The organism is Micromonospora phaseoli, assembly GCF_900109115.1.
Lineage (GTDB): Bacteria > Actinomycetota > Actinomycetes > Mycobacteriales > Micromonosporaceae > Micromonospora > Micromonospora phaseoli.
Genome location: NZ_FNYV01000012.1, coordinates 130,032 through 156,164, shown reverse-complemented (window position 1 = coordinate 156,164; position 26,133 = coordinate 130,032). Strand labels below are relative to the sequence as shown.

Annotated in this window: 24 protein-coding genes and 1 tRNA gene; 15 read left to right on the top strand and 10 right to left on the bottom strand. The window is 71.1% G+C overall.

Annotation, left to right across the window (positions count from 1 at the left end):
• Nucleotides 1–210 precede the first annotated feature (210 nt).
• The 5 genes from BMY89_RS25295 to BMY89_RS25275 all read left to right on the top strand — a co-directional run bounded on the left by BMY89_RS25295 (nt 211) and on the right by BMY89_RS25275 (nt 4,820).
• Nucleotides 211–576, top strand: coding sequence for a YciI family protein (locus BMY89_RS25295; RefSeq protein WP_092382571.1), 366 nt, complete (start codon nt 211–213; stop codon nt 574–576).
• 241 nt (nt 577–817) lie between these two features.
• Nucleotides 818–2,266: a pyruvate kinase gene (pyk, locus tag BMY89_RS25290; RefSeq protein ID WP_092382570.1), complete on the top strand. Its 1,449-nt coding sequence runs from the start codon at nt 818–820 to the stop codon at nt 2,264–2,266.
• The gene (locus BMY89_RS25285; RefSeq protein ID WP_092382569.1) at nt 2,263–3,150 is read left to right on the top strand and encodes an acyl-CoA thioesterase; all 888 of its coding nucleotides are present in this window, start codon (nt 2,263–2,265) and stop codon (nt 3,148–3,150) included. The genes pyk and BMY89_RS25285 overlap by 4 nt, the downstream gene beginning before the upstream one ends.
• A 73-nt stretch (nt 3,151–3,223) precedes the next feature.
• Nucleotides 3,224–3,685 carry an RrF2 family transcriptional regulator gene (locus BMY89_RS25280; RefSeq protein ID WP_092382568.1) on the top strand — a complete coding sequence of 154 codons (462 nt, stop codon included), beginning with the start codon at nt 3,224–3,226 and terminating at the stop codon, nt 3,683–3,685.
• A gap of 148 nt (nt 3,686–3,833) precedes the next feature.
• Nucleotides 3,834–4,820, top strand: a complete 987-nt coding sequence (locus tag BMY89_RS25275; protein WP_092382567.1) for a sulfite exporter TauE/SafE family protein — start codon at nt 3,834–3,836, stop codon at nt 4,818–4,820.
• A 5-nt stretch (nt 4,821–4,825) separates the two neighbouring features.
• On the opposite strand, the gene BMY89_RS25270 is transcribed toward BMY89_RS25275, so the two are convergent.
• Complete coding sequence (locus BMY89_RS25270) at nt 4,826–6,262, bottom strand: pyridoxal-dependent decarboxylase (RefSeq protein ID WP_232521537.1); 1,437 nt, start codon at nt 6,260–6,262, stop codon at nt 4,826–4,828.
• Nucleotides 6,263–6,475: 213 nt separating this feature from the next.
• On the opposite strand from BMY89_RS25270, the gene BMY89_RS25265 reads away from it, so the two are divergent.
• Nucleotides 6,476–8,764, top strand: a complete 2,289-nt coding sequence (locus tag BMY89_RS25265) for a rhamnogalacturonan lyase family protein (RefSeq protein WP_092382565.1) — start codon at nt 6,476–6,478, stop codon at nt 8,762–8,764.
• 293 nt (nt 8,765–9,057) lie between these two features.
• Here BMY89_RS25265 and BMY89_RS25260 read toward each other — a convergent pair whose 3' ends face one another.
• Together BMY89_RS25260 and BMY89_RS25255 are read right to left on the bottom strand one after the other, a co-directional pair.
• Nucleotides 9,058–10,062, bottom strand: coding sequence for an LLM class flavin-dependent oxidoreductase (locus BMY89_RS25260; RefSeq protein WP_175510421.1), 1,005 nt, complete (start codon nt 10,060–10,062; stop codon nt 9,058–9,060).
• Nucleotides 10,063–10,117: 55 nt separating this feature from the next.
• Nucleotides 10,118–10,597: an Lrp/AsnC family transcriptional regulator gene (locus BMY89_RS25255; RefSeq protein ID WP_092382563.1), complete on the bottom strand. Its 480-nt coding sequence runs from the start codon at nt 10,595–10,597 to the stop codon at nt 10,118–10,120.
• 82 nt (nt 10,598–10,679) lie between these two features.
• Here BMY89_RS25255 and BMY89_RS25250 point away from each other — a divergent pair, with 82 nt between their 5' ends.
• Nucleotides 10,680–11,855 (top strand): trans-sulfuration enzyme family protein, encoded by a 1,176-nt coding sequence (locus tag BMY89_RS25250; RefSeq protein ID WP_092382606.1) that lies wholly within the window; start codon nt 10,680–10,682, stop codon nt 11,853–11,855.
• Nucleotides 11,856–11,901: 46 nt separating this feature from the next.
• Here the strand turns inward: BMY89_RS25250 and BMY89_RS25245 are convergent, their stop codons facing one another.
• Both BMY89_RS25245 and BMY89_RS25240 read right to left on the bottom strand, forming a co-directional pair.
• A complete protein-coding gene (locus BMY89_RS25245) occupies nt 11,902–12,651 on the bottom strand; it encodes a helix-turn-helix domain-containing protein (protein WP_092382562.1) in 750 nt (249 codons plus the stop codon).
• Nucleotides 12,652–12,684: 33 nt separating this feature from the next.
• Nucleotides 12,685–12,761: transfer RNA gene (locus BMY89_RS25240), tRNA-Leu, on the bottom strand.
• Nucleotides 12,762–12,868: 107 nt separating this feature from the next.
• Here BMY89_RS25240 and BMY89_RS25235 point away from each other — a divergent pair.
• From BMY89_RS25235 to BMY89_RS25205, 7 genes are all read left to right on the top strand, one after another.
• On the top strand, nt 12,869–13,489 hold the full coding sequence (locus tag BMY89_RS25235; protein WP_092382561.1) for an ANTAR domain-containing response regulator: 621 nt from the start codon (nt 12,869–12,871) through the stop codon (nt 13,487–13,489).
• A 52-nt stretch (nt 13,490–13,541) separates the two neighbouring features.
• Nucleotides 13,542–14,762: a hypothetical protein gene (locus BMY89_RS25230; RefSeq protein ID WP_092382560.1), complete on the top strand. Its 1,221-nt coding sequence runs from the start codon at nt 13,542–13,544 to the stop codon at nt 14,760–14,762.
• A gap of 368 nt (nt 14,763–15,130) precedes the next feature.
• Nucleotides 15,131–16,282 carry a branched-chain amino acid ABC transporter substrate-binding protein gene (locus BMY89_RS25225; RefSeq protein WP_092382559.1) on the top strand — a complete coding sequence of 384 codons (1,152 nt, stop codon included), beginning with the start codon at nt 15,131–15,133 and terminating at the stop codon, nt 16,280–16,282.
• Between the two features lie 69 nt (nt 16,283–16,351).
• Nucleotides 16,352–17,335, top strand: a complete 984-nt coding sequence (locus tag BMY89_RS25220; protein ID WP_092382558.1) for a branched-chain amino acid ABC transporter permease — start codon at nt 16,352–16,354, stop codon at nt 17,333–17,335.
• The gene (locus BMY89_RS25215; protein WP_092382557.1) at nt 17,332–18,489 is read left to right on the top strand and encodes a branched-chain amino acid ABC transporter permease; all 1,158 of its coding nucleotides are present in this window, start codon (nt 17,332–17,334) and stop codon (nt 18,487–18,489) included. The genes BMY89_RS25220 and BMY89_RS25215 overlap by 4 nt, the downstream gene beginning before the upstream one ends.
• Nucleotides 18,482–19,420 (top strand): ABC transporter ATP-binding protein, encoded by a 939-nt coding sequence (locus tag BMY89_RS25210; protein WP_092382556.1) that lies wholly within the window; start codon nt 18,482–18,484, stop codon nt 19,418–19,420. Before BMY89_RS25215 ends, BMY89_RS25210 begins: the two co-directional genes overlap by 8 nt.
• Nucleotides 19,410–20,120 carry an ABC transporter ATP-binding protein gene (locus BMY89_RS25205; RefSeq protein WP_092382555.1) on the top strand — a complete coding sequence of 237 codons (711 nt, stop codon included), beginning with the start codon at nt 19,410–19,412 and terminating at the stop codon, nt 20,118–20,120. The genes BMY89_RS25210 and BMY89_RS25205 overlap by 11 nt, the downstream gene beginning before the upstream one ends.
• Nucleotides 20,121–20,189: 69 nt before the next feature.
• On the opposite strand, the gene BMY89_RS25200 is transcribed toward BMY89_RS25205, so the two are convergent.
• Nucleotides 20,190–20,408 (bottom strand): hypothetical protein, encoded by a 219-nt coding sequence (locus BMY89_RS25200; RefSeq protein ID WP_092382554.1) that lies wholly within the window; start codon nt 20,406–20,408, stop codon nt 20,190–20,192.
• 143 nt (nt 20,409–20,551) lie between these two features.
• Here BMY89_RS25200 and polA point away from each other — a divergent pair, with 143 nt between their 5' ends.
• A complete protein-coding gene (gene polA / locus BMY89_RS25195; RefSeq protein WP_092382553.1) occupies nt 20,552–23,251 on the top strand; it encodes a DNA polymerase I in 2,700 nt (899 codons plus the stop codon).
• Nucleotides 23,252–23,256: 5 nt separating this feature from the next.
• Here polA and BMY89_RS25190 read toward each other — a convergent pair whose 3' ends face one another.
• The 4 genes from BMY89_RS25190 to BMY89_RS25175 form a co-directional block, all read right to left on the bottom strand.
• On the bottom strand, nt 23,257–23,607 hold the full coding sequence (locus BMY89_RS25190; RefSeq protein ID WP_092382552.1) for a DUF3140 domain-containing protein: 351 nt from the start codon (nt 23,605–23,607) through the stop codon (nt 23,257–23,259).
• Nucleotides 23,594–23,812 carry a hypervirulence associated TUDOR domain-containing protein gene (locus BMY89_RS25185; protein ID WP_092382551.1) on the bottom strand — a complete coding sequence of 73 codons (219 nt, stop codon included), beginning with the start codon at nt 23,810–23,812 and terminating at the stop codon, nt 23,594–23,596. The genes BMY89_RS25190 and BMY89_RS25185 overlap by 14 nt, the downstream gene beginning before the upstream one ends.
• 96 nt (nt 23,813–23,908) lie before the next feature.
• Nucleotides 23,909–25,123 (bottom strand): esterase-like activity of phytase family protein, encoded by a 1,215-nt coding sequence (locus BMY89_RS25180; protein ID WP_092382605.1) that lies wholly within the window; start codon nt 25,121–25,123, stop codon nt 23,909–23,911.
• Between the two features lie 94 nt (nt 25,124–25,217).
• On the bottom strand, nt 25,218–26,021 hold the full coding sequence (locus tag BMY89_RS25175) for a class I SAM-dependent methyltransferase (RefSeq protein WP_092382550.1): 804 nt from the start codon (nt 26,019–26,021) through the stop codon (nt 25,218–25,220).
• Nucleotides 26,022–26,133: the final 112 nt, after the last annotated feature.

Genomic DNA, 26,133 nt, shown 5'->3' with positions numbered 1-26,133 from the left:
GCGTGCCGCACGCCGGTCACCAGCGAGCGGTCCATGCCGATTTCGCGCACGGTGCAGTCCCGGTGGTGGTGCCGCCCGAGCGTCAGTGGCGTGTCGTGGTCCCGGATCGGCCGAGCGCCGGGTACCGCCGGGCGCTCCGTGCGACGCTGGACGCCATCGCCGCGTGCGCCCACCGCCCCGCGCCGTGGTGGCCGCGGAAAGGGAACGCCCATGGCAGGAGAGCCGCAGGTCGACTTCGCGCTCGACACGTACGAGTGCATCGTGCTGTATCCCGGCGCGGCCGGGCGGGCGCTGCCCGCCGAGACCGTCCAGCGGTTGCAGGCCGAGCACGCCGAGCACATGGCGGCCATGCAGCGGCGGGGAATCATCCTGGTCGCCGGCGCGGTGGACGGCCCGGCCCGGGAGCCGGACCCGCCGCTCGGGTTCGGCCTGTCCCGGACCGGTTCGGTCGACGACGTCCGCAGCGTGATGGAGGCAGATCCGGCGGTGCAGGCCGGGCTCTACCGGGTGGATGTGCTGACCTTCCTCTGCCCGGCCGGCTCGATGGAGTTTCCGCTGGTCAAGACGGAGAGTTGAGCCTTCCGAGCCGGATCGCTCCCGGTGGCCCCATGCGTACCCTCGGTTGTGCACCTGGAGCGCCTCGGTGGCCGCTGGCGTCAGGGGCGTACCATTCCGGCGCGCGGTCGATGTCGCCCGCCATCGACGTCCGAAGCGGCCTGTGCCCGCCGGCTGTGCGCGTGAGCCGCGCCGTTGGACAACTGTTCTGCAATGCGCAAGGGGTCGGCCCGTGGTCCGACCTGGAGGAGAGACTAGCCTGATGGGCGTGACACGCCGCGCGAAGATTGTCTGCACTCTTGGCCCCGCCACCTCGTCGCCCGAGCGCATCCGCGGGCTCGTCGAGGCCGGCATGAACGTGGCGAGGCTCAACTTCAGCCACGGCAGCCACGCCGACCACGAGGCGGTCTATCGGCTCGTCCGGGAGGCGGCCGAGGCGACGGGCCAGCCGGTGGCGATCCTGGCCGACCTGCAGGGGCCGAAGATCCGGCTGGGCCGGTTCGCCGACGGGCCGCACGAGTGGCGTACCGGCGACTCGGTGGTGATCACCAGCGACGACATGGTGGGCAGCAAAGAGCGCGTCTCCTGCACGTACCGCAAGCTTCCGCAGGAGGTCAAGCCCGGCGACCGGCTGCTGATCGACGACGGCCGGGTCGCCGTCGAGGTCACCGACGTCACCGGCAACGACATCCGCGTCCTGGTCACCGAGGGCGGGCCGGTCAGCAACAACAAGGGCGTCTCGCTGCCCAACGTGGCGGTCAGCGTGCCCGCCATGTCGGAGAAGGACGCCGCCGACCTGCGCTTCGCGCTCGGTCTGGGAGTCGACCTGGTCGCGCTCTCCTTCGTCCGGTCCGCGGACGACATCAAGCTCTGCCACGCGATCATGAGCGAGGTCGGGGTGCACCGGCCGGTGCTGGCCAAGGTCGAGAAGCCGGAGGCGGTGGACCACCTCGAAGCGATCGTGCTCGCCTTCGACGGGGTCATGGTCGCCCGCGGTGACCTCGGCGTGGAGTTGCCGCTGGACGAGGTGCCACTGGTGCAGAAGCGCGCCGTGCAGCTGTGCCGGGAGAACGCCAAGCCGGTCATCGTGGCCACCCAGATGCTCGACTCCATGATCGAGAATTCGCGGCCGACCCGCGCCGAGGCGTCCGACGTCGCCAACGCGGTGCTCGACGGTGCCGACGCGGTGATGCTCTCCGGCGAGACCAGCGTCGGCAAGTACCCGGTGCTCACGGTCAGCACCATGGCGAAGATCGTCACGACCACCGAGGCCGGGTCGATCGCGGTGCCGCGTCTCCAGCACGACCCGCGTACGCACGGCGGCGCGCTCACCGTGGCCGCCTCCTCGATCGCCCGGGCCATCGGCGCCAAGGCGCTGGTCGCGTTCTCACAGACCGGCGACACCGTGCGACGGCTGAGCCGGCTGCACTGCGACCTGCCTCTGCTGGCCTTCACCCCGGTGCCGGAGGTGCGGTCGCAGCTCGCCCTCTGCTGGGGCGTGGAGACCTTCCTGATGCCGTTCGTCCAGCACACCGACGACATGTTCCGTCAGGTCGACCAGGCGCTGCTCGGGCTCAACCGGGGCAACCCCGGCGACCTCGTGGTGGTCGTGGCGGGCAGCCCGCCCGGCACTCCCGGCTCGACCAACACCCTGCGGGTGCACCAGCTCGGGTCGCTGGTCGACGCCGCCTCGGCGCGGGCGCTGCAGTGACCGAGGGCGAGGCGACCCTCGTCGGTCAGGCCGCCGTCGACCAGCTGCTGGAGGTCCTCGACCTCGCGCCGACCGGCGCCATGTCGTTCCGGGGGATGAGCCCGCCGGTCGGCCCGCAGCGCGTCTACGGCGGCCAGGTCGCCGGCCAGGCCCTGGTAGCCGCCGGCCGCACCGTCGACCCGGAACGGGTGGTCCACTCGCTGCACGGCTACTTCGTCCGGGCCGGCGACGCGGCGGAGCCGATCGAGTTCGAGGTGGAGAACATCCGCGACGGCCGGTCCTTCTCGGTACGCCGCTCGGTCGCCCGCCAGCACGGCAAGACGATCTTCTTCATGTCGGCCTCGTTCCAGCGGCCGGAGGAGGGGCTGGACCACCAGGCCCCCGTCCCGCCGGAGGTGCCCGCGCCGGAGGCGGTCCCGACGATGAGCGACCGGCTCGCCCGCTACCCGGAGCGGCTGGGCATCTGGGGGCAGATTCCCCGGCCGATCGACGTGCGTTACGTCGGCGAGCCCGGCTGGGTACGCCCCGGCGACCGGCCCGCCGACCCGCACCAGCGGGTCTGGATGCGGATCGACGGCAAGCTGCCGGACGACCCGCTGCTGCACGCCTGCGCGCTGACCTACGCCTCCGACCTGACCCTGCTGGACTCGGTGCTCTCCGTGCACGGTGAGGTGTGGGGGCCGGGCGGGGTGGTCGGTGCGAGCCTGGACCACGCGCTGTGGTTCCACCGGCCGTTCCGCGCCGACGAGTGGTTCCTCTACGACTGCTGGAGCCCGTCCGCCTCGGGTGCCCGGGGCCTGGCCACCGGACGCATGTTCACCGTGGACGGCCGGCACCTCGCCAGTGCCGTGCAGGAGGGCCTGCTGCGCCGCGTCGGGGAGTAGCCTCGGTCGCCCGGATGTCGGCGGGCCGATCCGGTGGTGAACGGCCGGAGACCGGACGGTTAACCTGTCGGTCATGCGCCTCTCCGCCCGGGTGGACTATGCCCTTCGCGCGGTCACCGAACTGGCCTCGGTGACCGGGGCTGGGCGTGCTCGCCCGGTGACCGCCGACCAGATCGCCCGTGCCCAGGAGATCCCGCCGAAGTTCCTGGAGAGCATCCTGCTGCAGCTGCGTCGGGGCGGCATCGTGCACGCCCAGCGGGGTCCCGAGGGTGGCTACTGGTTGGCCCGTCCCGGTACGGAGATCTCCCTGGCCGACGTGATCCGGGTGGTCGACGGGCCGCTGGCCCACGTCCGGGGGCAGCGGCCGGAGCACCTCGGCTATCACGGCGCGGCCCGGTCCCTGCAGGAGGTGTGGATCGCGCTGCGGGCCAGCGAACGGCAGATCCTCGAACTCGTCACGGTGGCCGACGTGGCGCAGGGGACGCTGCCCGAGGCGGTCACCAAACTGGTGGCCGACCCCAACGCCTGGAGTTGACCCGCGCCGTCTCCACCCGGCCGTCGGCAGTGTGAGGCGGTGCTGGATGGCGTCGTCCCACTGACCGATCAGGGCTTGACCCGAAGCACATCCATGCCGCATTGTCGACCAAGCCGATAGGAGATACCTAAAAGCCGGGAGGCGTACCGTGCGTAAGCTGCTCGTCATCGCGCTGGTAGGGCTCGCCGCCCAGCTGGTCGACGGCGCACTCGGCATGGCCTACGGGCTGACCTCCTCGACGCTGCTGCTCCTGGTCGGTGTCGCTCCGGCCGCCGCCTCGGCGTCCGTGCACCTGGCCGAGATCGGCACCACCCTCGCCTCCGGCACGGCACACTGGCGCTTCGGCAACGTCGACTGGCGGGTGGTGCGCCGGATCGCATTCCCCGGCGCGGTCGGTGCCTTCGCCGGCGCCACCTTCCTCAGCGCGCTCTCCACCGCCTCGGCCGCCCCGTGGATGGCCGCGATCCTGTTCACCCTCGGCGCGTACCTGCTCATCCGGTTCTCCCGGCCGCTGCGCCGCAACCCGGCCGCCGGCCGGCTGCGCGGCCGCTTCCTCGGCCCGCTCGGTCTGGTCGCCGGCTTCGTCGACGCCACCGGCGGCGGGGGATGGGGGCCGGTGGCAACCCCGGCCCTGCTGGCCAGCGGCCGGATGGAGCCCCGCAAGGTGATCGGCTCGGTGGACACCTCCGAGTTCGTCGTGGCGTCGGCCGCCAGCCTCGGCTTCCTGATCGGCCTGGGCAGCGAGGGCTTCCTGATGCCGATCGTGCTCGCCCTGCTCGCCGGCGGCCTGATCGCCGCACCGATCGCGGCGTGGCTGGTGCGGATCGTCCCGGCCCAACTGCTCGGCGCGGCGGTCGGTGGCGTGATCGTGCTGACCAACGCCCGCGTCCTGATCGGCAGCACCGACCTGGGTGGCCCGCTGCCGGTGATCGCCTACCTGCTGCTCGCCGCCGGCTGGGTCGCGGCGCTGGCGCTGTCGATCCGGATCGTGCTGCGCACCCGCCGCCAGCGTGCGCTCGCCGACGCCGCCGTGTCCGGGCCCGTCCCGCAGGCCGCCGAGGCGACCCCGGGCCAGCCGGACCCGGACACCGATCCCGCCGGCCCGCAGCGGGTCGGCGTCGGCGCCGAGCGCTGACGGCGTCAGCCGCCCGACGGCAGCGCAGCCGCCGCTCGGGAAATCAACTCCCAGGCCTCGTCGACATGCGACTGCCGGGTCTGCGGCGAGCCGACGGCGAGGCGGAGCGTGTGCCGCCCGCCGACCCGGGTGTGGGTCAGGTACACCGGCCCGGCGGCGTTCACCGCCGCCAGCAGCTGCTCGTTCGGCCCGTCCGGGCCGCGCAACCGGAAGCAGACCAGGGCGTACGGGTGTGGGCCGACCAGTTCGAACCGCTCGTCGGCGCGGACCCGGTCGGCGAATCGGGCGGCCAGCGCGACGCCCCGACGGATGTGTTCGCGCAGCCCCTCGACGCCGTACCAGCGCAGCACGAACCACAGCTTCAGCGCGCGGAACCGTCGCCCCAGCGGGACCTGCCAGTCCCGGTAGTCGATGACGGCGCCGGATTCGGTGGCCGCGTTTCGCAGGTACTCCGGCAACACGGTCAGCGCCTCGACCAGCTCCCCGGCGTCGGCCACCCAGAACGCGTCACAGTCGAACCCGGTGAGCAGCCACTTGTGCGGGTCGAAGCAGTAGGAGTCGGCGTACTCCAGGCCGGCGTGCCCGAAGCGCAGCTCCGGGCAGACCGCCGCCGCGCCCGCGTAGGCGGCGTCCACGTGCAGGAAGACGCCGTGCTCGGCGCAGATCGGGCCGATCAGCGGCAACGGGTCCACGGCGGTGGTGCTGGTGGTGCCGACGGTCGCCACCACCAGCGCCGGCACCGTCCCGGCGGCCCGGTCCGCCTCGATCGCGGCCCGCAGCGCCGCCGGTGACATGGCCCGGGTGACCGGATCAACCTCGATCAGGCGCACCCCTTCGGCACCGAGCCCGGCGATCCGGGCGGCCTTCTCGACCGACGAGTGCGCCTCGGTGGAGGCGTAGACCCGGTAACGGCGGTCCACGCCGACCTGGCGCCAGCGCCCGCCCGCGGCCCGGTGCACGGCGATCAGGGTGGCCACCAGCGTGGCGGAGGAGGCCGAGTCCTGGATTACCCCGCCGCCGGCACCGGTCGAGCGGAACCGCGTCGGCAGGTCCAACAACTCCGCCAGCCAGTCGAGCAGCACCGTTTCCAGCTCGGTACAGGCCGGCCCGGTTGCCCAGAGCATCCCCTGCACGCCCAGCCCGGCGCTGACCAGATCGCCCAGCACGCTGGGGCCGGAGGTGTTGGCCGGAAAGTAGCCGAAGAATCCCGGGTGCTGCCAGTGGGTGAGCCGGGGCGCGACCAGCGTGTCCAGGTCGGCGAGCACCGCCTCGACCGGCTCGCCGTGCACCGGCGGCCCGGCCGGCAGCCCGGCGGCCACCGCGCCGGGCGGATCCTGGGAGGTCACCGGACGCTGGTCGAGGGTCGCCCAGTAGTCGGCGATCCAGTCGACGACCGCATATCCGGCCTGGCGGAACTCGTCGGGTGTCATGTGCGCTGCCACCCGGAGAGTCGATCAAGAATGCCGGTCCAGGAGCAAGTACCTGGATTCATTGTGCGCAGAAAGCGCTTGCCCTAGCATCGCAGCTGCGCGGGAACGCATAAGCCGACGTCGATCTCGTCGGATCTCTGCCGCCCAGCGCGGTGGTCCCCGCCGGCCCGGGCACGCCGACGGTCGACCGGCCACCGCGCGCCCTACCTCCACCGGAGGACCGCCATGCCCCGCACCACCCGCCGGGCCGCCGTGCTCGCGGCGGCCACCGCCACCGCCCTCGTCGCGGGCACGCTGACCGCCCTGACCGCCTCGGCCGCCGCCGCCGGTTGCCGCGTCGACTACCGGGTCACCAACCAGTGGACCGGTGGTTTCGGCGCCGACGTCACCGTGACCAACCTCGGCGACCCGCTCACCGGCTGGACGCTCACCTGGAGTTGGCCCGCCGGTCAGCAGGTCACCCAGGCCTGGAACGCCACCGTCAGCCAGTCCGGCGTCCAGGTGACCGCCCGCAACGTCGACTACAACGCCACGCTCGGCACCAACGCCAGCACCGCCTTCGGCTTCAACGGTTCCTGGGCCGGCAGCAACCCGAGCCCGGCGAGCTTCGCCCTCAACGGCACCACCTGCACCGGCGCCACCAACCCGACCACCCCACCGCCGTCACCCACCACGCCACCACCACCGACGACTCCACCACCGACGACTCCGCCGCCCACGACTCCGCCACCGACGACCCCGCCACCGACGACTCCGCCACCGGCCGGCTCGATGCAGGCGGAGAACCTGGACCGGGGTCTGGTCAGTGTCCGCTCCGGATCCGCCAACCTGGTCTCCTGGCGGCTGCTGGGCACCGAGACCTCCGGCGTCGCGTTCAACCTCTACCGGGGTACGACCAGGGTGAACTCCAGCCCGATCACCGGCGCGACCAACTACCTGGACAGCGGCGCGCCCTCCGGTGCGGCGTACACCGTGCGAGCCGTGGTCGACGGCGTCGAGCAGGCTCCGTCCGCCATGGCGTCGCAGTTCCCCGCCGGCTACCTGGACGTGCCGCTTCAGGTTCCGTCCGGCGGCAGCACCCCGAGCGGTGAGGCGTACACCTACTCCGCCAACGACGCCAGCGTGGGCGACCTCGACGGCGACGGCCGGTACGAGTTCGTGCTCAAGTGGGACCCGTCCAACGCCAAGGACAACTCGCAGTCCGGCTACACCGGCAACGTCTACGTCGACGCGTACACGCTGACCGGCACCCGGCTGTGGCGCATCGACCTGGGCCGCAACATCCGCGCGGGCGCCCACTACACCCAGTTCCAGGTGTACGACTACGACGGCGACGGCCGCGCCGAGGTGGCCATGAAGACGGCCGACGGCACCCGCTCCGGCACCGGCCAGGTGATCGGCAACGCGAGCGCCGACCATCGCAACTCCAGTGGGTACGTCCTGGCCGGCCCCGAGTACCTGACCATGTTCGACGGCCGCACCGGCGCCGCCCTCTCCACCGTCAACTACGACCCGCCGCGCGGCACCGTCTCCTCCTGGGGCGACAACTACGGCAACCGCGTCGACCGGTTCCTCGCCGCCACCGCATACCTCGACGGGCAGCGGCCTTCGCTGGTCATGGCGCGCGGCTACTACACCCGAGCGGTGATCGCCGCCTGGGACTTCCGCAACGGCAGCCTGACCAGGCGGTGGACCTTCGACTCCAACACCAGCGGCAACGGCGCCGCCGCCGGCCAGGGGAACCACAGCCTGTCGGTGGCCGACGTCGACGGCGACGGCCGGCAGGAGATCGTCTACGGTGCGGCGACCATCGACGACAACGGCCGGCTGCTGTGGTCGACCGGCCACGGCCACGGCGACGCCGGGCACGTCGGCGACCTCGACCCGTCCCGCCCGGGGCTGGAGTACTTCAAGGTCAGCGAGGACGGCAGCAAGCCCAGCTCCTGGTTCGCCGACGCCCGTACCGGCCAGATTCTCTGGTCCACGCCGACCGGCGGCGACAACGGCCGGGGCGTCTCCGGCGACATCTGGGCCGGCAGCCCCGGCGCCGAGTCCTGGTCGTCCGCGGTGAGCGGACTGGCCAACACCCGTGGGCAGAACGTCGGCCGCAAGCCCTCGTCGACCAACTTCCTCGTCTGGTGGGACGGGGACCCCGTCCGCGAACTGCTCGACGCCACCCGCATCGACAAGTACGGCCCGAGCGGCGACACCCGCCTGCTCACCGGCAGCGGTGTCGCCTCGAACAACGGCACCAAGGCCACCCCCGCGCTCTCGGCCGACATCCTCGGCGACTGGCGGGAGGAGGTGGTCTGGCGTACCACCGACAGCCGGGCCCTGCGGATCTACAGCACCCCGACGGTGACCGACACCCGCGTACCCACGCTGATGCACGACCTTCAGTACCGGACCGCGGTCGCCTGGCAGAACACCGCCTACAACCAACCGCCGCACCCGAGCTTCTTCCTGGGTGACGGGATGGCCACGCCGCCCACGCCGCGCATCTACCTGCGTTGACGCCGGGAATCAGCGGGCGGTAGGAAGAACGGAACAGGCACCGGGCCGCAATCGCGGAATCCGCACAACTGCGGCCCGGTGCCCCACACCGCGGCACCCCCGACCCGTCCCGACCGGGGAGTGCCGTACCACCACCGGATACAAAGTTAGGCCGCCTCCGCGTCGCGAGGGTGACGCTGTCGTGAAGATCGTGTTTCGCGGCCCCGTCAGCGCTGTGACCTGGCCCACCATGCCTTGCCGCCCCGTCCAGCGGTGGGGGCGGCACCCCGCCGGACCAGCGGCCCGGCGGTAGCTCAGCGGCGCAGGCTCCCGACGACCTCGCCGGCGATCAGCTCGAACGAGCGCACCCGGTCGGCGATGTCGTACACCATCGTGGTCAGCATCAGCTCGTCCGCGCCGGTGCTGGCCAGCAGGTCGCCCAGCTGCCGGCGAACCGTCTCCGGGGAACCGGTCGCCTGGCCCCGCCGACGCTGGGCCAGGAACTCCCGCTCGACGTCCTGGTACGGGTACGCCGCCGCCTCCTCCGCAGTGGCCAGCGGCTCGGGACGCCCGGCGCGCAGCCGCAGGAACGACAGCCCGGCCGGGCCGGCCAACCACTCGGCGCGCTCGTCGGACTCCGCGCAGACCGCGTTGACGGCCACCATCGCGTACGGCCGGTCCAGCCAGCGCGACGGGCGGAAGCTCTGCCGGTACAGCGCCAGCGCGGGCAGGGTGTTCTGCGCGCTGAAGTGGTGCGCGAACGAGAACGGCAGGCCCAGCGCGCCGGCCAGTTGGGCGCTGAACCCGCTGGAGCCCAGCAGCCACACCGCCGGCCGCTGTCCGCGCCCCGGGGTGGCGGTGATCCGCCCCGACGCCTCATCGTCGAAGTAGTCCATCAGATCGGTCAGCTCCCGGGGAAAACCCTCGGCCGACAGGCCCTCCATGGTCCGGCGCAACGCCAGCGCGGTGACCTGGTCGGTGCCCGGCGCCCGACCGATGCCCAGGTCGATGCGCCCGGGATGCAACGCCTCCAGGGTGCCGAACTGCTCGGCGACCACCAGCGGCGCGTGGTTGGGCAGCATCACCCCACCCGAGCCGAGCCGGATGTCGGCGGTGTGCGCGGCCAGATGCGCGATCAGCACCGCGGGCGCGGAGGACGCGATGGCCGGCATGTTGTGGTGCTCGGCCACCCAGAACCGGTGATAGCCCAGCTCGTCGGTGCGCCGGGCAAGTTCGGTGGTGTGCCGCAGCGCCTCACCGGCGGAGGCGCCGGCGGCGACGGGGGCTAGGTCGAGGACAGACAACGGTACGTCGATCACACGGCTGGCCAACCCGGCGCAGCCCGGTCTTGTTCCCCCTCGGGCCACGATGTGATCAACCCATCCCGCGGGCCTGTTCGAAGATCAGGCTGGTCTGGGTGTGCTGCACCGCCGGATCCACGGCCAGGTGGTCCAGGACGAAGTCGCGCAGCGCCTCCGCCGAGGCCGCCCGGACGTGCAGCACGTAGTCGTCGGCGCCGGCCACGTGGAAGACCGACACCACTCCCGGCAGCCGCACCGAGCGGGTCCGGAACGCGTCCACCGCCGCCCGCGCGTGCTCGGTCAGCCGCACCGACACCAGCGCCTGCAACGGCAACCCCACCGCCGCCGGGTCCACCTCCGCGTGGAAACCCCGGATCGCCCCGCACTCCCGCAACGCCCGGGTACGCGCCAGGCACGTCGACGGTGCCACCCCCACCCGTTCGGCGAGGGCGTTGTTCGCCAACCGGCCGTCGACGGCCAGTTCGGTCAGGATCGCGCGGTCGGTGTCGTCGAGGGCCGTGAACGGCCGCACATCGTTCGATACGGGGGGCATGTCGCCATCCTCCAGCGAACAAGGCCCCATCAGGAAGGCTTTCAGCGAATAATCTTCGGAACTATTGCCCATGGTGGCTGAGATGTTCGATCCTTCCGGCATGACGACCGTGGACACCCGCGCTGTGCACGCCGGCCGTGACGACCTCGCGGCACTCGGCGTCCACGTGCCCCCGATCGACCTGTCGACCACCAACCCGCTGCCGTCGGTCGACGCCGGCGGCGACGCCTACCAGACCCTCGCCACCGGCGGCACCCTGCCGGCCGGCGCCAGCGCCGTCTACCAGCGGCTCTGGAACCCGACCGTGGCCCGCTTCGAGACCGCCCTCGCCGAGCTGGAGGGCACCGCCGAGGCGGTCGCCTTCGCCAGCGGAATGGCCGCGCTCACCGCCGCCCTGCTCGCCGCCACCCGCGACGGCAAGCGGCACCTGGTCGCCGTCCGCCCCCTCTACGGCGGCACCGACCACGTGCTCGCCACCGGCCTGCTCGGCACCGAGGTCACCTGGGCCCGCCCCGACACCGTTGCCGCCGCCGTGCGCCCCGACACCGCCCTGGTGATCGCCGAGACCCCGGCCAACCCCACGCTCGACCTGGTCGACATCGCGGCCCTCGCCGACGCCGCCGGCGACGTGCCCCTGCTGATCGACAACACGGTCGCCACCCCGGTGCTCCAGCAGCCCGCCCGCCACGGCGCCCGGCTGGTGCTGCACAGCGCCACCAAGAGCATCGGCGGTCACGGCGACGTCCTCGCCGGAGTCATCGCCTGCGACACCGGATGGGCGCAGCGGCTACGCCAGGTCCGCGCACTCACCGGCGCGGTCCTGCACCCGCTCGGGGCGTACCTGCTGCACCGCGGCCTGCAGACGCTGCCGCTGCGGGTCCGCGCCCAGCAGGCCGCAGCGGAGAAGCTCGCCGCCTGGCTCGCCGACCACCCGGCGGTCGAACGGGTCCACCACCCCGGGATCGGCGACCCGGCCGGGCTCGTCGGCCGGCAACTGGCCGGCCCCGGCAGCCTGCTCGCCTTCGAGGTACGCGGTGGCGCACCGGCCGCCGCGGCGGTCGCCGGCGCCTGCCAGCTGATCACCCACGCCGTCTCGCTCGGCGGCGTCGACACGCTGATCCAGCACCCGGCATCGCTCACCCACCGCCCGGTCGAGGGCGAGGCGAAACCGGCCGGCGGGCTGCTGCGTCTCTCAGTCGGCCTGGAGGACCCGGAGGACCTGCGCGTCGACCTGGCCCGAGCGCTCACCGCGATCTGACCGACCCGTCGGCGTCCCGCAGCTCGCAGCGGAGCAGCCGGTGCCGTCAGGACTTCGGGCCGACATGTCGGTCGAGTGCGGTGACCGCGTCGCGTCGGGCGACCGAGAGGCTGTTGCGGCGGTTCATCCGCCAGGCGATGCCGAGCAGATCGAGCGCCCACTGGCAGAGCCCCATGATGTCGGCGGACTCGTTGGTGAACATGTAGCGCGGGTAGACGTACGTCTTTCCGCGGACGGTGACCCGATTGGAGAACCGGCAGCCGTCGGAGTGGAACAGGCCACGCAAGAAGCTGCCGGCATGTGCCTGCACGATCGGCCGCTGCCATGCCGTGAGGGCGATCGGCCGTTGGTGCTTCACGCCGGGCCCGTGCTGCGGCAACAGGCATGGCCAGTGTTTGCCGTAGCTCTGCACGCTGACACAACCCGGTGACCGGACGCGTTGCACGGCGGCTGCGAGCACGCTCTTCATGGCGACTTCGCAGGCATTGACCAACTCTGGCCAGGCAGCCGCGCAGGAGATGCGTAGCACGGGCACCCGGGCGCTGGTGACCAGGTGCCCGTCGCCGAGGTATAGACCAAGTAGATAAGCGTACTGAGTGAGGTCTGTCGGATTCTCGACGTCGGTGCGACACCGAAAGCAGCGCATGACACTGCCCTGCTGCTTCGGCAACGGCTGGACCCGGCACCAGTGCCGAACCGTGGGGTAGGGAATCCCGACCGCGCGGGCGGTCTCCGCGACGGTCGCGCCGGCGAGGTGCAGTCGCAGCGCTCGGGCACGCAGCTTGGGTGGATGCACAGGGAAATTCTCGAATACCCGTGCGACAATTTTTGGTGTCCCCGGTGGGAGTCGAACCCACACTGTCGGAGGTTTGAGCTCCGTTTCTCTGCCGGTTGGAATACGGGGACCTTCTCGCTCAACGCCTGTCGCGTCGCCCCATAGGTTACCCACTACGCTAGGGGCGGCGACACCCGGTACCGCGGGTGTCAGGGCTCAGACTGGGTGGGAGTGGCTCGTGGCCGAGACGCAGACGGATGGCGCGCGCAGGCGGGTACTGATCGCCGAGGACGAGGCGCTGATCCGGCTGGACCTGGCCGAGATGCTCGCCGAGGAGGGCTACGAGGTGGTCGGGGAGGCCGGTGACGGCGAGACCGCCGTTCGGCTGGCCGACGAGCTCAAGCCCGACCTGGTCATCCTCGACATCAAGATGCCGATCATGGATGGGCTGGCCGCCGCCGAGCGGATCGCCGGCACCCGGATCGCTCCGGTGATCATCCTGACCGCGTTCAGCCAACGTGACCTGGTGGAGCGGGCCCGTGCGGCCGGGGCGATGGCGTACCTGGTCAAGCCGTTCCAGAAGAGCGACCTGGTGCCGGCGGTGGAAATCGCGCTGTCCCGCTACTCGGAGATCGCCGCGCTGGAGTCCGAGGTCGCCGGGTTGACCGACCGGCTGGAGGTCCGCAAGGCCGTCGAGCGGGCCAAGGGCGCGCTGATGACCACCTACAACATGAGCGAGCCGCAGGCGTTCAAGTGGATCCAGCGCACGGCGATGGACCACCGAATGACCATGAAAGAGGTCGCCGAGCGGATTCTCGCCGAGACCACCGGCGGCGAGGTGGCCGAGCCGGCCCCCTGACCGACCCTTTCAGGGCTGGTCCCGTGGGCCCAGCGGACTAGCATCTGGCCTCATGGGCGCTCGGTGGTTCGCACGGGTCCGGCAGCCGGGCGTACGCCGTCGGCGCGTAACCGGTGGTCATCGCTTCCTGACGGCGGGCGCCCTGCTGGTGCTGCTGCTGGCCGGCTGTCCGGCGCCCGAGCGGGAGGCCGCCGATCCCGGGCCGCTGCGGGCGGACTGGCGGCAGGTCCGACTGCCGCCGCCGGACGGATCGGGGCGGATCGTGCTCCGGGATCTCGCTGCCTGCGGCGGTCGCTGGTACGCCGCCGGTGCGGTGGCCGACGCGGCCGGTGGCACTTCGCCGGCGGTCTGGTCCAGTGCCGACGGTGCGGTGTGGACTCCGGTGCCGGTGGTGGCCGACTCCTACTACGGGCGGCGGAGCGTGCTGTTCTCGGTCGCCTGTCGCGACGGGGTCGTCGCCGCGGTCGGCGGCAAGGTCGGTGGCGCGCACGGCAATCCCCGGGTGAGCACCTGGTGGCAGCGCGGCGACGGCACGCTGGTGGAGGTGGCGGCGTCCTTCGAGACGTACGGCGGTCCGAAGGCGGTCAACGTGTCCCGGCTCGCGGCCGGCCCGGGTGGCTGGCTGATCGTCGGCAACCGGTCCAGTGGCGCGGCGGCCTGGGTGTCGCCCGACGCGGCGGAGTTCACGCTGATCGAGGGTGCGCCGGAGTTGGCCTCCGATGACCGGGGTGTGACCTGGGCGTTCGACGCGGTGGCCGGGCCGTCCGGGTGGCTGGCGGTCGGTGGGGTGCTGGCCCCGGGGCGGATCGACCGGGACCCGGCGGCCTGGGTCTCCGGCGACGGTCGCGGCTGGCAGCGGAGCACGCTGCCGGGCACCGAGGCGTACGAGGAGATGCAGCGGGTCGTCCTGGTCGACGGGTTGCCGGTGGGGGTGGGCCTGCGGGGGCGGGCGTTCGGCGCGTGGCGTCAGGAGAGCGCCGGCTGGGTGGCCGCCGGCGGGTTCGGTCGGGTGGCCGCCGGTATTCCCTCGGTGGGGGCGCTGGCCGTCTCGGCGGAGCAGGTGTTGGCGGTGGTCTCCGACGGCGAGCGGTACGGCGGTTGGCTGTCGGTCGACCGGGGCGACGGGTGGCGCGCGGTCGAGTTGCCGGTGGCGGCCCCGGTCGGTGCGCAGCAGGGCGTGAGTCTGGTGGGGGTCGGTGAGCGGTGGTGGTTGGCGGTGGACGACGGCACGGGCACGTCGCTGTGGATCGGCCGACTCGATCAGACGTCGTAGCGCCGCCTTTCGGTTACCTTCGGTAACCAGTTCGGTTGGTGACGTTGCCCGATCGGGGGGCCGAAATCCGGACAACTCGACAGGCTCGTGACGGTGCTCGACCGGGTCTCGACTGGCGGACGGGCAGCCGCTCCACCACCGGTCAGCGGATTGACCTGTGACGGGCTTGGCAGTGTTGGGGGGCGTCTTCGTAACGGTTTCGCAGACCCCGCCCCAGCCCCTTCCGAGACCGTAGGAGTGTGGGTACGCTCCGCCATCACGAGCCGTAACGCAGGGGGCGTCCTTGCTGGGTCGCTGGTGGCGCACCACATCTCGCCACCGCCGGCCGGACCAGGTGCCAACCTGCTTCTGGAGGAGGTCAGGAAGCCGTGAGGCGAAGCTATTCAAGGGCGCTGGGTACTGCCGCGCTCGCCGCGGTGCTGGTCGCCGCAGCGGGGTGCCAGGACACCGGCAGCAGTGGCGACGACGCCGCGTCCGGGGACTGTGGTGGCAAGATCGCTATCTTCGGTGCGTTCAGCGGTGACAACGCGGGTCTGGTGCTGCCGTCGCTGAACGGCGCGAAGCTCGCGATCAAGAAGCACAACGACGCGAACGCCGACTGCCAGATCGAGATGGTCGAGTTCGACACCCAGGGTGACCCGGCGCAGGCCACTCCGGTGGCGAACCAGGTCGCGGGCGACGCCTCGTTCCTCGGTGTCATCGGTGGTCACTTCTCCGGTGAGTCGGACGCCACCATGCCGGTCTACGAGGCCGCTGGCCTGGTGATGGTCGCCCCGTCGGCGACCCGGACCGACCTCACCCAGAAGGGCAACAAGTCCTTCTTCCGGGTGGTCGGCAACGACGGCACCCAGGCGGGTGCCGTGGCGACCTACCTGAAGTCGCAGAACGCGGCGCGGGTGTTCCTGATCGACGACGCCAGCGCCTACGGCGCCGGCATCACCGCCGAGCTGACCAAGAACCTGGGTGCCACGGTCGCCGCCAGCGACAAGATCCAGGAGCGGCAGTCGCAGTTCGAGGCGACGATCTCCAAGATCAAGGCGGCGAACGCCGACTTCGTCTTCTACGGCGGCTACACCCGTGAGGCCGCGCCGCTGGTCCGCCAGATGCGCGCCGCTGGTGTGCAGGCGAAGTTCATCGGTCCGGACGGTCTCTACGACCCGGCCTTCCCGGCGGGTGCCTCCGGCGGTGCCGAGGGCTCCATCATCACCTGCCCCTGCCTCCCGGCGGACAAGGCCGGCGGTACCTTCACCGCTGACTACCAGGCCGCCTACGGCCAGGCGCCCGGTTCGTACGGCGCTGAGGGCTTCGACGCCGCGCAGATCTTCGTGGATGCCTTCAAGGACGGCAAGAAGAGCCGCGCCGAGATCCTGGAGTACGTGAAGGCGTACGACAAGCAGGGCGTCTCGAAGTACATCAAGTTCGCCGAGAACGGCGACGTGGACCCGTCGCGGGTCGTCATCTGGTCCTACGAGATCAAGGGCACGGCGTTCGAGCCGCTGCAGGAGCTCAAGCTCAGCTGACGATCGGCACCGAGTGCGGCCGGGGTTTGTGGTTCATAGCCCCGGCCGCGCTCCATGCAAGGAGACCTGGTGAATTTCGACGACCTCTTCGGCCACATCGGCCAGCACACCGTCGACGGGTTGTCCAAGGGTGCGATCTATGCCCTGATCGCCCTCGGCTACACCCTGGTGTACGGCGTCCTGCGTCTGATCAACTTCGCGCACTCCGAGGTCTTCATGGTCGGCACCTTCGCGGTGCTCGGCCTGTGGACCGCCTTCGGGGTGGAGAACAACCCGCCGATCGGCCAGGCGATTCTGTTCCTGGTACTCGGCCTGATAGTCGCGGCGGTCGCCTCCGGCGGCACCGCGCTCGCGCTCGAACGGATCGCCTACCGGCCGCTGCGGCGCAAGAACGCGCCCCCGCTGATCTTCCTGATCACCGCGATCGGTCTGTCGCTGGTGCTGGTGGAGATCTTCGGCCTGGTGCTGCCGAAGCTGCTGGGTGAGGCGGTGCCCTCGATGTTCGGCCGGGCCCGGATCATTCTCGGCATGCCGACGATCATCGAGCAGAAGACGCTCTTCACGGTCCTCGGCACGTCGATCACCAATATCCAGCTGATCGTCTTCGTGGCCGCCGTGGCGATGATGGCGCTGCTGGACTGGTTCATCAATCGCACCCGCTACGGCCGGGGCGTGCGGGCGGTGGCGCAGAACCCGGAGACGGCGGCGCTGATGGGCGTCAACCAGGAGCGCGTGATCATGCTGATCTTCGTGCTGGGCGGCATCATGGCCGGCGCGGCGGCGCTGTTGTGGAGCATGCGTTTCGGCTTCACGCAGAGCAGCATCGGCTTCGTGCTCGGCCTCAAGGCGTTCACCGCGGCGGTGCTCGGTGGCATCGGTAACCTGCGCGGCGCGTTGCTGGGCGGGCTGTTCCTCGGCATCGTCGAGGTCTACGGCGCCACCCTCTTCGCGTCCAACTGGGAGGACGTCATCGCCTTCGTGGTGCTGGTCGTGGTGCTGATGTTCCGTCCCACCGGCATTCTGGGCGAGTCGTTGGGGAGGGCCCGGGCATGATCGACAAGATCCGAGACCTGGACCGCAGCAGGGTCAACGCCCTGCACTCGGTCGCCGACCGCTGGCGGGCGTTGCCGAAGTGGCAGCGAGGGCTGGGCTTCGTCGCTTTCGTGGTCTTCCTCTACTACCTGCCGCTGCTCGGCATCCCGGGCCTGACCTGGCTGCGTACCGACTCGATCTCGGGCGGCAGCAACTGGGCCGGCGTGCTGTTCACCTGCGCGGTCTACGTGCTGGTGGCGATCGGCCTCAACGTGGTGATCGGCCTGGCCGGCCTGCTCGACCTCGGCTACATCGGCTTCTTCGCCATCGGGGCGTACGCGGTGGCGCTGTTCGGCTCGGTGAACTCGCCGGTGGTGAAGTGGTTCCAGGCGGAGTTCGACCTGCCGGCCACCTGGGCGGTGACCTGGGCCGTCTGCGCCTTCATCGCGCTGGTGCTGGCGCTGATCTCCGGGGTGATCCTGGGCTGGCCGACGCTGCGGCTGCGCGGTGACTACCTGGCCATCGTGACGCTCGGCTTCGGCGAGATCATCCGGATCGTGGCCCGCAACGCGGAGGGTGTCACCCGGGGTCCGCAGGGCATCGCGGCGATTCCCGGCCCGGAGGGCCCGCCCTCGCCGGACAACCAGGTCTTCGGCCTGATCGACGTCAAGCCGTGGTACTGGTTGGCGATCACCGTCGTGCTGATCATGGTCTTCGCGGTGCGCCGGCTGGAGCACAGCCGGGTCGGTCGATCCTGGCTGGCGATCCGGGAGGACGAGGACGCCGCGGCGGTGATGGGTGTATACCCGTTCAAGTTCAAGCTCTGGGCCTTCGCCATCGGCGCGGCGCTCGGCGGCTTCGCGGGCTTCCTGTTCGCGAGCCGGTACGCCTTCATCGATCCGACCCAGTTCAACGTCAACCTCTCCATCCTCTTCGTGGCGATGGTCGTGGTCGGTGGGTCGGGCAACATGGTCGGCGTGTCGGTCGGCGCGGTGCTGCTGGCGTACCTGCCGGAGCGGTTCCGGGAGATTGCCGACTACCGTTGGCTCGCCTTCGGTCTGGCCATGGTGCTGGTGATGATCCTGCGACCGCAGGGCCTGATCCCCAGCCGGCGGCGGGCCCGCGAGCTGAAGGACCGTGCGGCGGAGGCAGAGGAGGCGCCCGCTCATGTCTGACGAGAACACCACCCCGGCGGCGCCGAAGATCCCGGCCCAGCCGGGACCGCGCAAGGCGCTGCTCGAGATCGACAACGTTCTGCTCCGGTTCGGCGGCGTGGTCGCGCTCAACGGGATCAGCTTCGACATCCAGGAAGGCGAGATCCTCGGCCTGATCGGGCCCAACGGGGCGGGCAAGACCACCTGCTTCAACGTGATGACGGGGGTCTACAAGCCGACGTCGGGTGCGGTCCGGTTCCGCGGCGAGCGGGTCACCGGCCGCAAGCCGCACCAGATCAGCCGGCTGGGCATCTCCCGGACGTTCCAGAACATCCGGCTGTTCCCGGAGATGTCGGCGCTGGAGAACGTCATGGTCGGGACGGACTCCCGGCACAAGACGAGCGTCCCCGGCGCGCTGTTCCGGCTGTACCGGGTGCGGCCCAAGCCGGAGGAGTTGCCGGAGGTGACGGCCTCCGGCGGCATCCTGCGCACCTGGCAGCAGCTGCGTCGCAGCATGGCCAAGACCTTCGGTCTGTCCCGGCACATCCTGGAGGAGCGGGCGGCCGAGGACAAGGCGATGGAGCTGCTGCGGTTCGTCGGCATCGCCGACCGGGCCAACGACGAGGCGCGCAACCTCCCGTACGGCTACCAGCGTCGGCTGGAGATCGCCCGGGCGCTCGGCACCGAGCCGAAGCTGCTCTGCCTGGACGAGCCGGCGGCCGGGTTCAACCCGGCCGAGAAGGAGGATCTGCTTGGGCTGATCCGCCGGATCCGCGACCGGGGCGTGACCGTGCTGCTGATCGAGCACGACATGCGGCTGGTGATGGGTGTCACCGACCGGATCGTGGTGCTGGAGTTCGGCAGCAAGATCGCCGACGGCCGGCCGGAGGAGGTCAGTCGAGACCCGCGGGTGATCGCGGCTTACCTGGGGGAGCCCGCCGATGCTGCTTGAGTTGGACAACGTCAGCGTCTCGTACGGCCGGATCGAGGCGCTGCACGGCATCAGCCTCACCGTCAACGAGGGGGAGGTGGTGGCACTGATCGGCGCCAACGGCGCCGGCAAGACCACCACCATGCGGGCGATCTCCGGCATCCGGGCGCTCTCCGGCGGCCGGATCACCTTCAACGGTGAGGACATCAGCAAGCTCCGCGCCGACCTGCGGGTGGTCCGGGGCCTGTGCCAGTCCCCCGAGGGCCGGCAGATCTTCCCCGGCATGACTGTCCTGGAGAACCTGGACATGGGGGCGTACACCCGGCGCGACCACGCCGGCATCGCCGCCGACCTGGAGAAGGTGCTGGAGCTGTTCCCCCGGCTGCGCGAGCGACGCAAGCAGGCCGGTGGCACGCTCTCCGGTGGTGAGCAGCAGATGCTCGCCGTCGGCCGGGCGCTGATGAGCCGGCCGAAGCTGCTGCTGCTGGACGAGCCGTCGATGGGCCTGGCCCCGATGATCATCCAGCAGATCTTCGACATCATCGTGGAGATCAACCAGCAGGGCACCACCGTGCTGTTGGTGGAGCAGAACGCGCAGCAGGCGCTCTCCCGCGCCCACCGTGCCTACGTCCTGGAGACCGGGCGGATCGTCAAGGAGGGCACCGGCGAGGAACTCCTGCACGACCCGTCGATCAAGGAGGCGTACCTGGGCGTGGCCTGACCGCCTCTCGCCGAGTCACGTGCCGGCCGCGGTCCCGCCTGGCGGGACCGCGGCCGACGCCGTGCCGGGTCAGTTCACGTAGCCGCGCAGCAGCCAACCAGGGCTCTGTGACTGGCAGTAGTAGGTCTCGTAGGTCCCGCTGGCCACCCGCGAGTCCCCGACGGACCGGCAGGTGGACTGGTACTGGTAGACGCCACCGTTGACCCACTGTCCGGCCTGCGCCGGACCGGCCGCCGCAGCGAGTGCCCCGCCGCCACCAGGGCCGGTACGGCCAGCCGGGCAATCCACCTGTTTCGCGTGCGTGTGCTGAGCATCCCCGTGTCCTCTCTGCTGAGCATCGAGACGATGGTCGATACTGTAATCGGAACGCGACGCTTCGTGGGGGCGGCGGAGGTGTGGCCCTGTCGGGGGCAAGGACTAGAGTCGCAGCCGTGACAGCTACGACCCCGCGCCTGCTCCTCGTCGACGGACACTCCCTGGCCTACCGGGCGTTCTTCGCCCTGCCGGTGGAAAACTTCTCCACCTCGACCGGGCAGCCGACCAACGCGGTCTACGGCTTCACCTCGATGTTGATCAACGTGCTGCGCGACGAGCAACCGACCCACATCGTCGTCGCCTTCGACGTCTCGCGCCGCTCCTTCCGCACCGAGAAGTACGCGGAGTACAAGGCCGGCCGCAGCGAGACCCCGGCCGACTTCAAGGGCCAGGTCAGCCTGGTCAAGGAGGTGCTGGCGGCGCTGCGGATCCCGGTGGTGGAGATGGCGGGCTTCGAGGCCGACGACCTCATCGCCACCCTCGCCTGTCAGGCCCGTGACCAGGGCATGTCGGTGCTGATCTCCACCGGCGACCGGGACGCCTTCCAGTTGGTCGACGAGCAGATCACCGTGCTCTACCCGCGCAAGGGCGTCTCCGACCTGGCCCGGATGGACCCGGCCGCGGTGGAGGCGAAGTACGGCGTCGGCCCCGGTCGCTACCGCGACCTGGCCGCGCTGGTCGGTGAGAGCAGCGACAACCTGCCCGGCATCCCCGGTGTCGGCCCGAAGACCGCAGCCAAATGGATCAACACGTACGGCGGGGTGGAGGGTGTCATCGCCCGCGCCGACGAGATCAAGGGCAAGGCCGGCGACAGCCTGCGCGAGCGGCTCGCCGACGTGATCCGCAACTACGAGATCAATCGCCTGGTCGCCGACCTGGAGCTGTCGATCCGCCCCGAGGACGCCCGGTGGCAGGGGTGGGACCGCGAGGCGGTGCACCAGGTCTTCGACACCCTCCAGTTCCGCATCCTGCGTGACCGGCTCTACCAGTACCTGGACGCGGTCGAGCCGGAGGCCGAGGCGGGCTTCGACCTGGCCGGTGAGGTGATCGCGGCGCCGGGCGGGCTGGTCGACTGGCTGGCGACGCACGCGCCGGTCGGGGTACCGGTCGGCGTCGCGGTCAAGCTCGACACCGGTCCGAACCGACGGCACACCGCGAGCGTCACCGGGATGGCCCTGGCCACCGCCGACGGTCGGGCCGCCTGGTTCGATCCGGCCGGGCTGGGCGCCGCCGACGAGACGGCCCTCGCCGGTTGGCTGGCCGACGAGGACCGACCCAAGGTGCTGCACGACAGCAAGCCCGCGCTGCTCGCCTTCGCCGCGCACGGCTGGTCCCTGGCGGGCATCGCCCGGGACACCCAGATCGCGGCCTACCTCGCCCGCCCCGACCAGCGTTCCTACGACCTGACCGACCTGGCCCTGCGCTACCTGCACCGGGAATTGCGGATCGACGCCCCGGAGACCGGCCAGCTGACCCTGGAGGGGCTCGGCGGTGACGGCGAGGCCGAGCAGAACCTCATGCTGCGCGCCCGGGCGACGCTCGATCTGGCCGACGCGATCGACGCGGAGCTGTCCCGCGACGGGGAGCAGTCCGCCCGGCTGATGGCCGGGGTGGAGCTGCCGTTGATGCGGGTCCTGGCACAGCTCGAACGCACCGGCATCGCCGCCGACACCGACTACCTGTCCGAGTTGGAGGCGCACTTCGCCGCCGAGGTGAAGGCCGCCGCGCAGGGCGCGTACGAGGCGGTCGGGCGGGAGTTCAACCTCGGCTCGCCCAAGCAGTTGCAGGAGATCCTCTTCGGCGAGCTGAACCTGCCCAAGACCAAGCGGATCAAGACGGGCTACACCACCGACGCCGACGCGTTGCAGTGGCTCCACGCCCAGAACCCGCATCCGGTGCTGGCCCACCTGCTGCGGCACCGCGACGTGGCCAAGCTCAAGTCGACGGTGGACGGCCTGCTCAAGTCGGTCTCCGATGACGGGCGCATCCACACCACCTTCAACCAGACGGTGGCCGCCACCGGCAGGCTCTCCTCCACCGAACCCAACCTGCAGAACATCCCCATCCGCACCGAGGAGGGGCGGCGGATCCGCCGCGCCTTCGTGGTGGGGCAGGGGTATGAGTGCCTGCTCACCGCCGACTACAGCCAGATCGAGATGCGGATCATGGCGCACCTCTCGGCGGACGACGCGTTGATCCAGGCGTTCAACTCCGGCGCCGACTTCCACGCCGTGACCGCCTCGTCCGTGTTCGAGGTGCCGGTTGCCGAGGTCAGCCCGGACCAGCGGCGCAAGATCAAGGCGATGAACTACGGCCTGGCGTACGGGCTGAGCGCCTTCGGCCTGTCCCAGCAGCTCGGCATCAGCGCGGAGGAGGCACGCGGGCTGATGGAGGACTACTTCGCCGGCTTCGGTGGCGTCCGTGACTACCTTCAGGAGGTGGTCGCCCGAGCCCGCCAGGACGGCTACACCTCCACCATCCTCGGCCGCCGGCGCTACCTGCCCGACCTGGTCAGCGACAACCGGCAGCGGCGCGAGATGGCCGAGCGGATGGCGCTCAACGCCCCGATCCAGGGCTCCGCGGCGGACATCATCAAGGTCGCCATGCTGCACGTCGACACCGCGCTGCGCGACGCCGGGCTGGGCTCCCGGATGCTGCTCCAGGTGCACGACGAACTGGTCTTCGAGGTGGCGCCGGGGGAGCGGGCGGCACTGGAGGAGCTGGTGCGACGCGAGATGGGCGGGGCCTATCCGCTGTCGGTGCCGCTGGAGGTGTCGGTCGGCGAGGGCCGTGACTGGAACAGCGCCGACCACTGATCGGGTCAGCTCTTGAGCGGGTCGTGACCCCAGTTCATCAGGGACCAGCGCCACTTCGTGTCGCGTACGTCGCCGGAGGGGCGCTGGGCCATGTGTCGGTGCACGTAGCCGACGACTTTGCGCATGTGCTTGTAGTCGGCCGCGGTGAGCTGGTCGCGCTTACGCCGCAGCAGGTCGATGATCCGCCGACCGGATTCGTGCCCGACCGACTCGCCACCGCCGGAACGGCCACCCTTGTGCCAGCCGACCTGTTTGGACTGTTCGGTGTCCAGCCAGGCGGAGAGTTCACCGGGACGCATGTTCACCGCCTCGGTGAACTCCCGGTAGGTCTGCTGGTCGTCGTCACCGTGGCTCATCGCGCAGCACCTCCGGCCGGTGAGCGACGTCCCGGCCCGAGTCGTCGTTGCGGATGCGGTACTGCGGTGCCTCCGGTGAGGCGTTCACGGCGCGGCCCCGGATCCGGGTGCGTTCGGTCAGCCTCTCCTGCACCACGCCGTGCCCCCGGCCCCGGTGACTGGCCCAGGAGACGTGGTCGCCCGCGTGGAACTCCTTCTCGGCCATGGCGCCCGGGTACCCGGGCCGGGCGGGCGGAAACGCCGCCGTCAACGGCCTGCGCCTCGGCCCGCCCTGCCCCTCGGCGGGTGGCGGGTCACCCGCTCACTTCAGCAGGCGCTTGTCCGGGTCCAGTGACGCGGGCAGCTTGATGGCGATCCACTCGTTGTCCTCGGCCACCCCGGCCCGGCGGCCGGTGGAGAACGGGAAGTTGTTGTCGTTCAACACGGCGACCGTCCTCTCGTCCAGGATCACCACGTTCTCGATCGTCTGGAACGGGAACGTGAAGGTGGTGCCGAAGCCGCCCAGCCTCTTCGGGTTGGCGATGTTCATCAGGTCGACCAGCAGCGTCTTGTCCAACAGCCCGTCGTTGTCCCGGTCGCGCTTGTCGGCGACGTACAGCCGCTTGATCACCGCACCGGCGCCCTGCCCGCCGTCGCGCTCGATGACCAGGAAGCGGTGTCGGTCGATGGAAATCGCGTCGCCGATCGCCAGGTTCGGTGCCTCCAGCCGATAGGTGTACCGCTTGCCGGTGTACGTGCCGCGCTGCGGATCGAACTCGTTGATCCTCAGGTGCCCCGCGGTGTCGCCGGTGACGGTGCCCTCGAGCATCGCGTACAGGCGGCGGCCGTCGGGGGAGGCGGCCAGGCCCTCGAAGCCCTTGCTGCTGCCGAGGGTGGCGGGGACGCCGGTGCGCGCGGCGGTCTCCGGGGCGACCACGCCGTCGAGCGGGACGGGGGCGGAGAGCAGCCGGCCGGCCCGGTCGAAGTGCAGCAGGTACGGGCCGAACTCGTCGCCGATCCAGTACGTGCCGTCGGCGGCCTTGACGATCGACTCGACGTCGAAGTCGGCGCCGGTGAGCACCCGGTCCTCGCGGGTCAACTCCCAGGAAACGTGCCCGGCCGGGTCGGTGAGGTTGATCCCGCCGAGCACGTCGACGGCGCCGGTGGTGAACACCGGGGCGAGCCGGTGCACGCGCAGCAGGAAGTCGGCCGAGTTGGTGATGTTGCCGTAGCCGTTGTCGGACAGCACGTCGAAGGTGCCGTCGCCGTTGTCGGCGATGCCGGAGAAGCCCTGGATCGGCTGGTCGGCGAAGGGGGTGGCATAGCCGTTCGTGTTGCCCGTGACGAGGCTGCCGGAGGGCTCGCTGCCCGGCACGAACGTCGCGGCGGGCAGCGCCGCGAAGCCGGTCAGTGTCGGCGTGCTGACCTTGGGGCCGCCGGCGAAGGACGCGTTGCCGGCCAGGGTGAGGACGAGCGCGAGGGCGCTGGTGCCGGCGACCACCCGTCCCAGGGGTCTGCTGCTGATGATCCTTCTCATGAGGCCGGACATTAGGGAGCATGGATGAACCGGAGGCGACACCGTGATGGCCTGGGCGAGGCGTGTAGTGGCCTTCCGGGCGGATCCGCCCGGTTCAGCCCGGCTTGTCGGCGACGAAGATGGCGGTGCCGGGAAAGAGGCGCCCGCGCAGCGGACTCCACTGCCCCCAGATCCCCTCGTGCCCCTCGGGCCACTCCGGTTCCACCAGGTCCAGCAGCCGGAATCCGGCGCTGACCAGCTCCCGGATCCGGTCGCCGAGGGTGCGGTGCTGCTCCACGTAGCTGGCCACCCCGCGTTCGTCCTGTTCCACGTACGGTTCGGTGTCGAAGTACGAGTGGACCGCGGTCAGCCCGCCCTGGCCCGGGTCGTCGAGGAAGATCCAGCGCATCGGGTGGGTGACCGAGAAGACCCAACGTCCGCCCGGACGTAGCACCCGGTACACCTGCCGCATCAGTGTCGCCGAGTCCTCGACGAACGGCACCGCCCCGAACGCCGTGCAGACGGTGTCGAAACTCTGGTCCGCGAAGGGCAACGCCAGCGCGTCGGCCTGCACCAGCGGGACGCGTACCCCGCTGCGGGCGGCGGCCTGCGCCGCGTGCCGCAACATGCCGACGGACAGGTCCATGGCGACCGGCCGGGCACCCTGGTCGGCGAGCCAGCGGGAGCAGGACGCGGCGCCGCAGCCGAGTTCGAGCACCCGCTGCCCGGCCACGTCACCCAGCAGCCGGGCGTCGGCCTCACGCAGCCCCTCCGGGCACCAGACGAAGTCCACGTCACCCAGGAAGCGGCCGTGTTCGGCCTGGTACGCGTCGGCGTCGGCGTCCCACCAGCGCCGGTTGGCCTCGCGCGTCTCGGCGTCACCGACGCGGCGTCGGGTCACCCGGTTGTCGTCGTCCACCAGGACACGCTAGACCGTCGGTTCCTTGCTCGTTGGTCACGCCGGGCTCTCCTGTCACGGCCGACGACACGCCACCACGATCACCATCGGAACAAACTCGTCCGAGACGCCC

Excerpts from the sequence above, each read along its gene's own strand:
- BMY89_RS25295 (WP_092382571.1), top strand. The coding sequence starts at position 211 with ATGGCAGGAGAGCCGCAGGTCGACTTCGCGCTCGACACGTACGAGTGC.
- pyk (WP_092382570.1), top strand. The coding sequence starts at position 818 with ATGGGCGTGACACGCCGCGCGAAGATTGTCTGCACTCTTGGCCCCGCC.
- BMY89_RS25280 (WP_092382568.1), top strand. The coding sequence starts at position 3,224 with ATGCGCCTCTCCGCCCGGGTGGACTATGCCCTTCGCGCGGTCACCGAA.
- BMY89_RS25265 (WP_092382565.1), top strand. The coding sequence starts at position 6,476 with ATGCCCCGCACCACCCGCCGGGCCGCCGTGCTCGCGGCGGCCACCGCC.
- BMY89_RS25255 (WP_092382563.1), bottom strand. The coding sequence starts at position 10,597 with ATGCCCCCCGTATCGAACGATGTGCGGCCGTTCACGGCCCTCGACGAC.
- BMY89_RS25250 (WP_092382606.1), top strand. The coding sequence starts at position 10,680 with ATGTTCGATCCTTCCGGCATGACGACCGTGGACACCCGCGCTGTGCAC.
- BMY89_RS25230 (WP_092382560.1), top strand. The coding sequence starts at position 13,542 with ATGGGCGCTCGGTGGTTCGCACGGGTCCGGCAGCCGGGCGTACGCCGT.
- BMY89_RS25215 (WP_092382557.1), top strand. The coding sequence starts at position 17,332 with ATGATCGACAAGATCCGAGACCTGGACCGCAGCAGGGTCAACGCCCTG.
- BMY89_RS25210 (WP_092382556.1), top strand. The coding sequence starts at position 18,482 with ATGTCTGACGAGAACACCACCCCGGCGGCGCCGAAGATCCCGGCCCAG.
- BMY89_RS25205 (WP_092382555.1), top strand. The coding sequence starts at position 19,410 with ATGCTGCTTGAGTTGGACAACGTCAGCGTCTCGTACGGCCGGATCGAG.
- BMY89_RS25190 (WP_092382552.1), bottom strand. The coding sequence starts at position 23,607 with ATGAGCCACGGTGACGACGACCAGCAGACCTACCGGGAGTTCACCGAG.
- BMY89_RS25185 (WP_092382551.1), bottom strand. The coding sequence starts at position 23,812 with ATGGCCGAGAAGGAGTTCCACGCGGGCGACCACGTCTCCTGGGCCAGT.
- BMY89_RS25180 (WP_092382605.1), bottom strand. The coding sequence starts at position 25,123 with ATGAGAAGGATCATCAGCAGCAGACCCCTGGGACGGGTGGTCGCCGGC.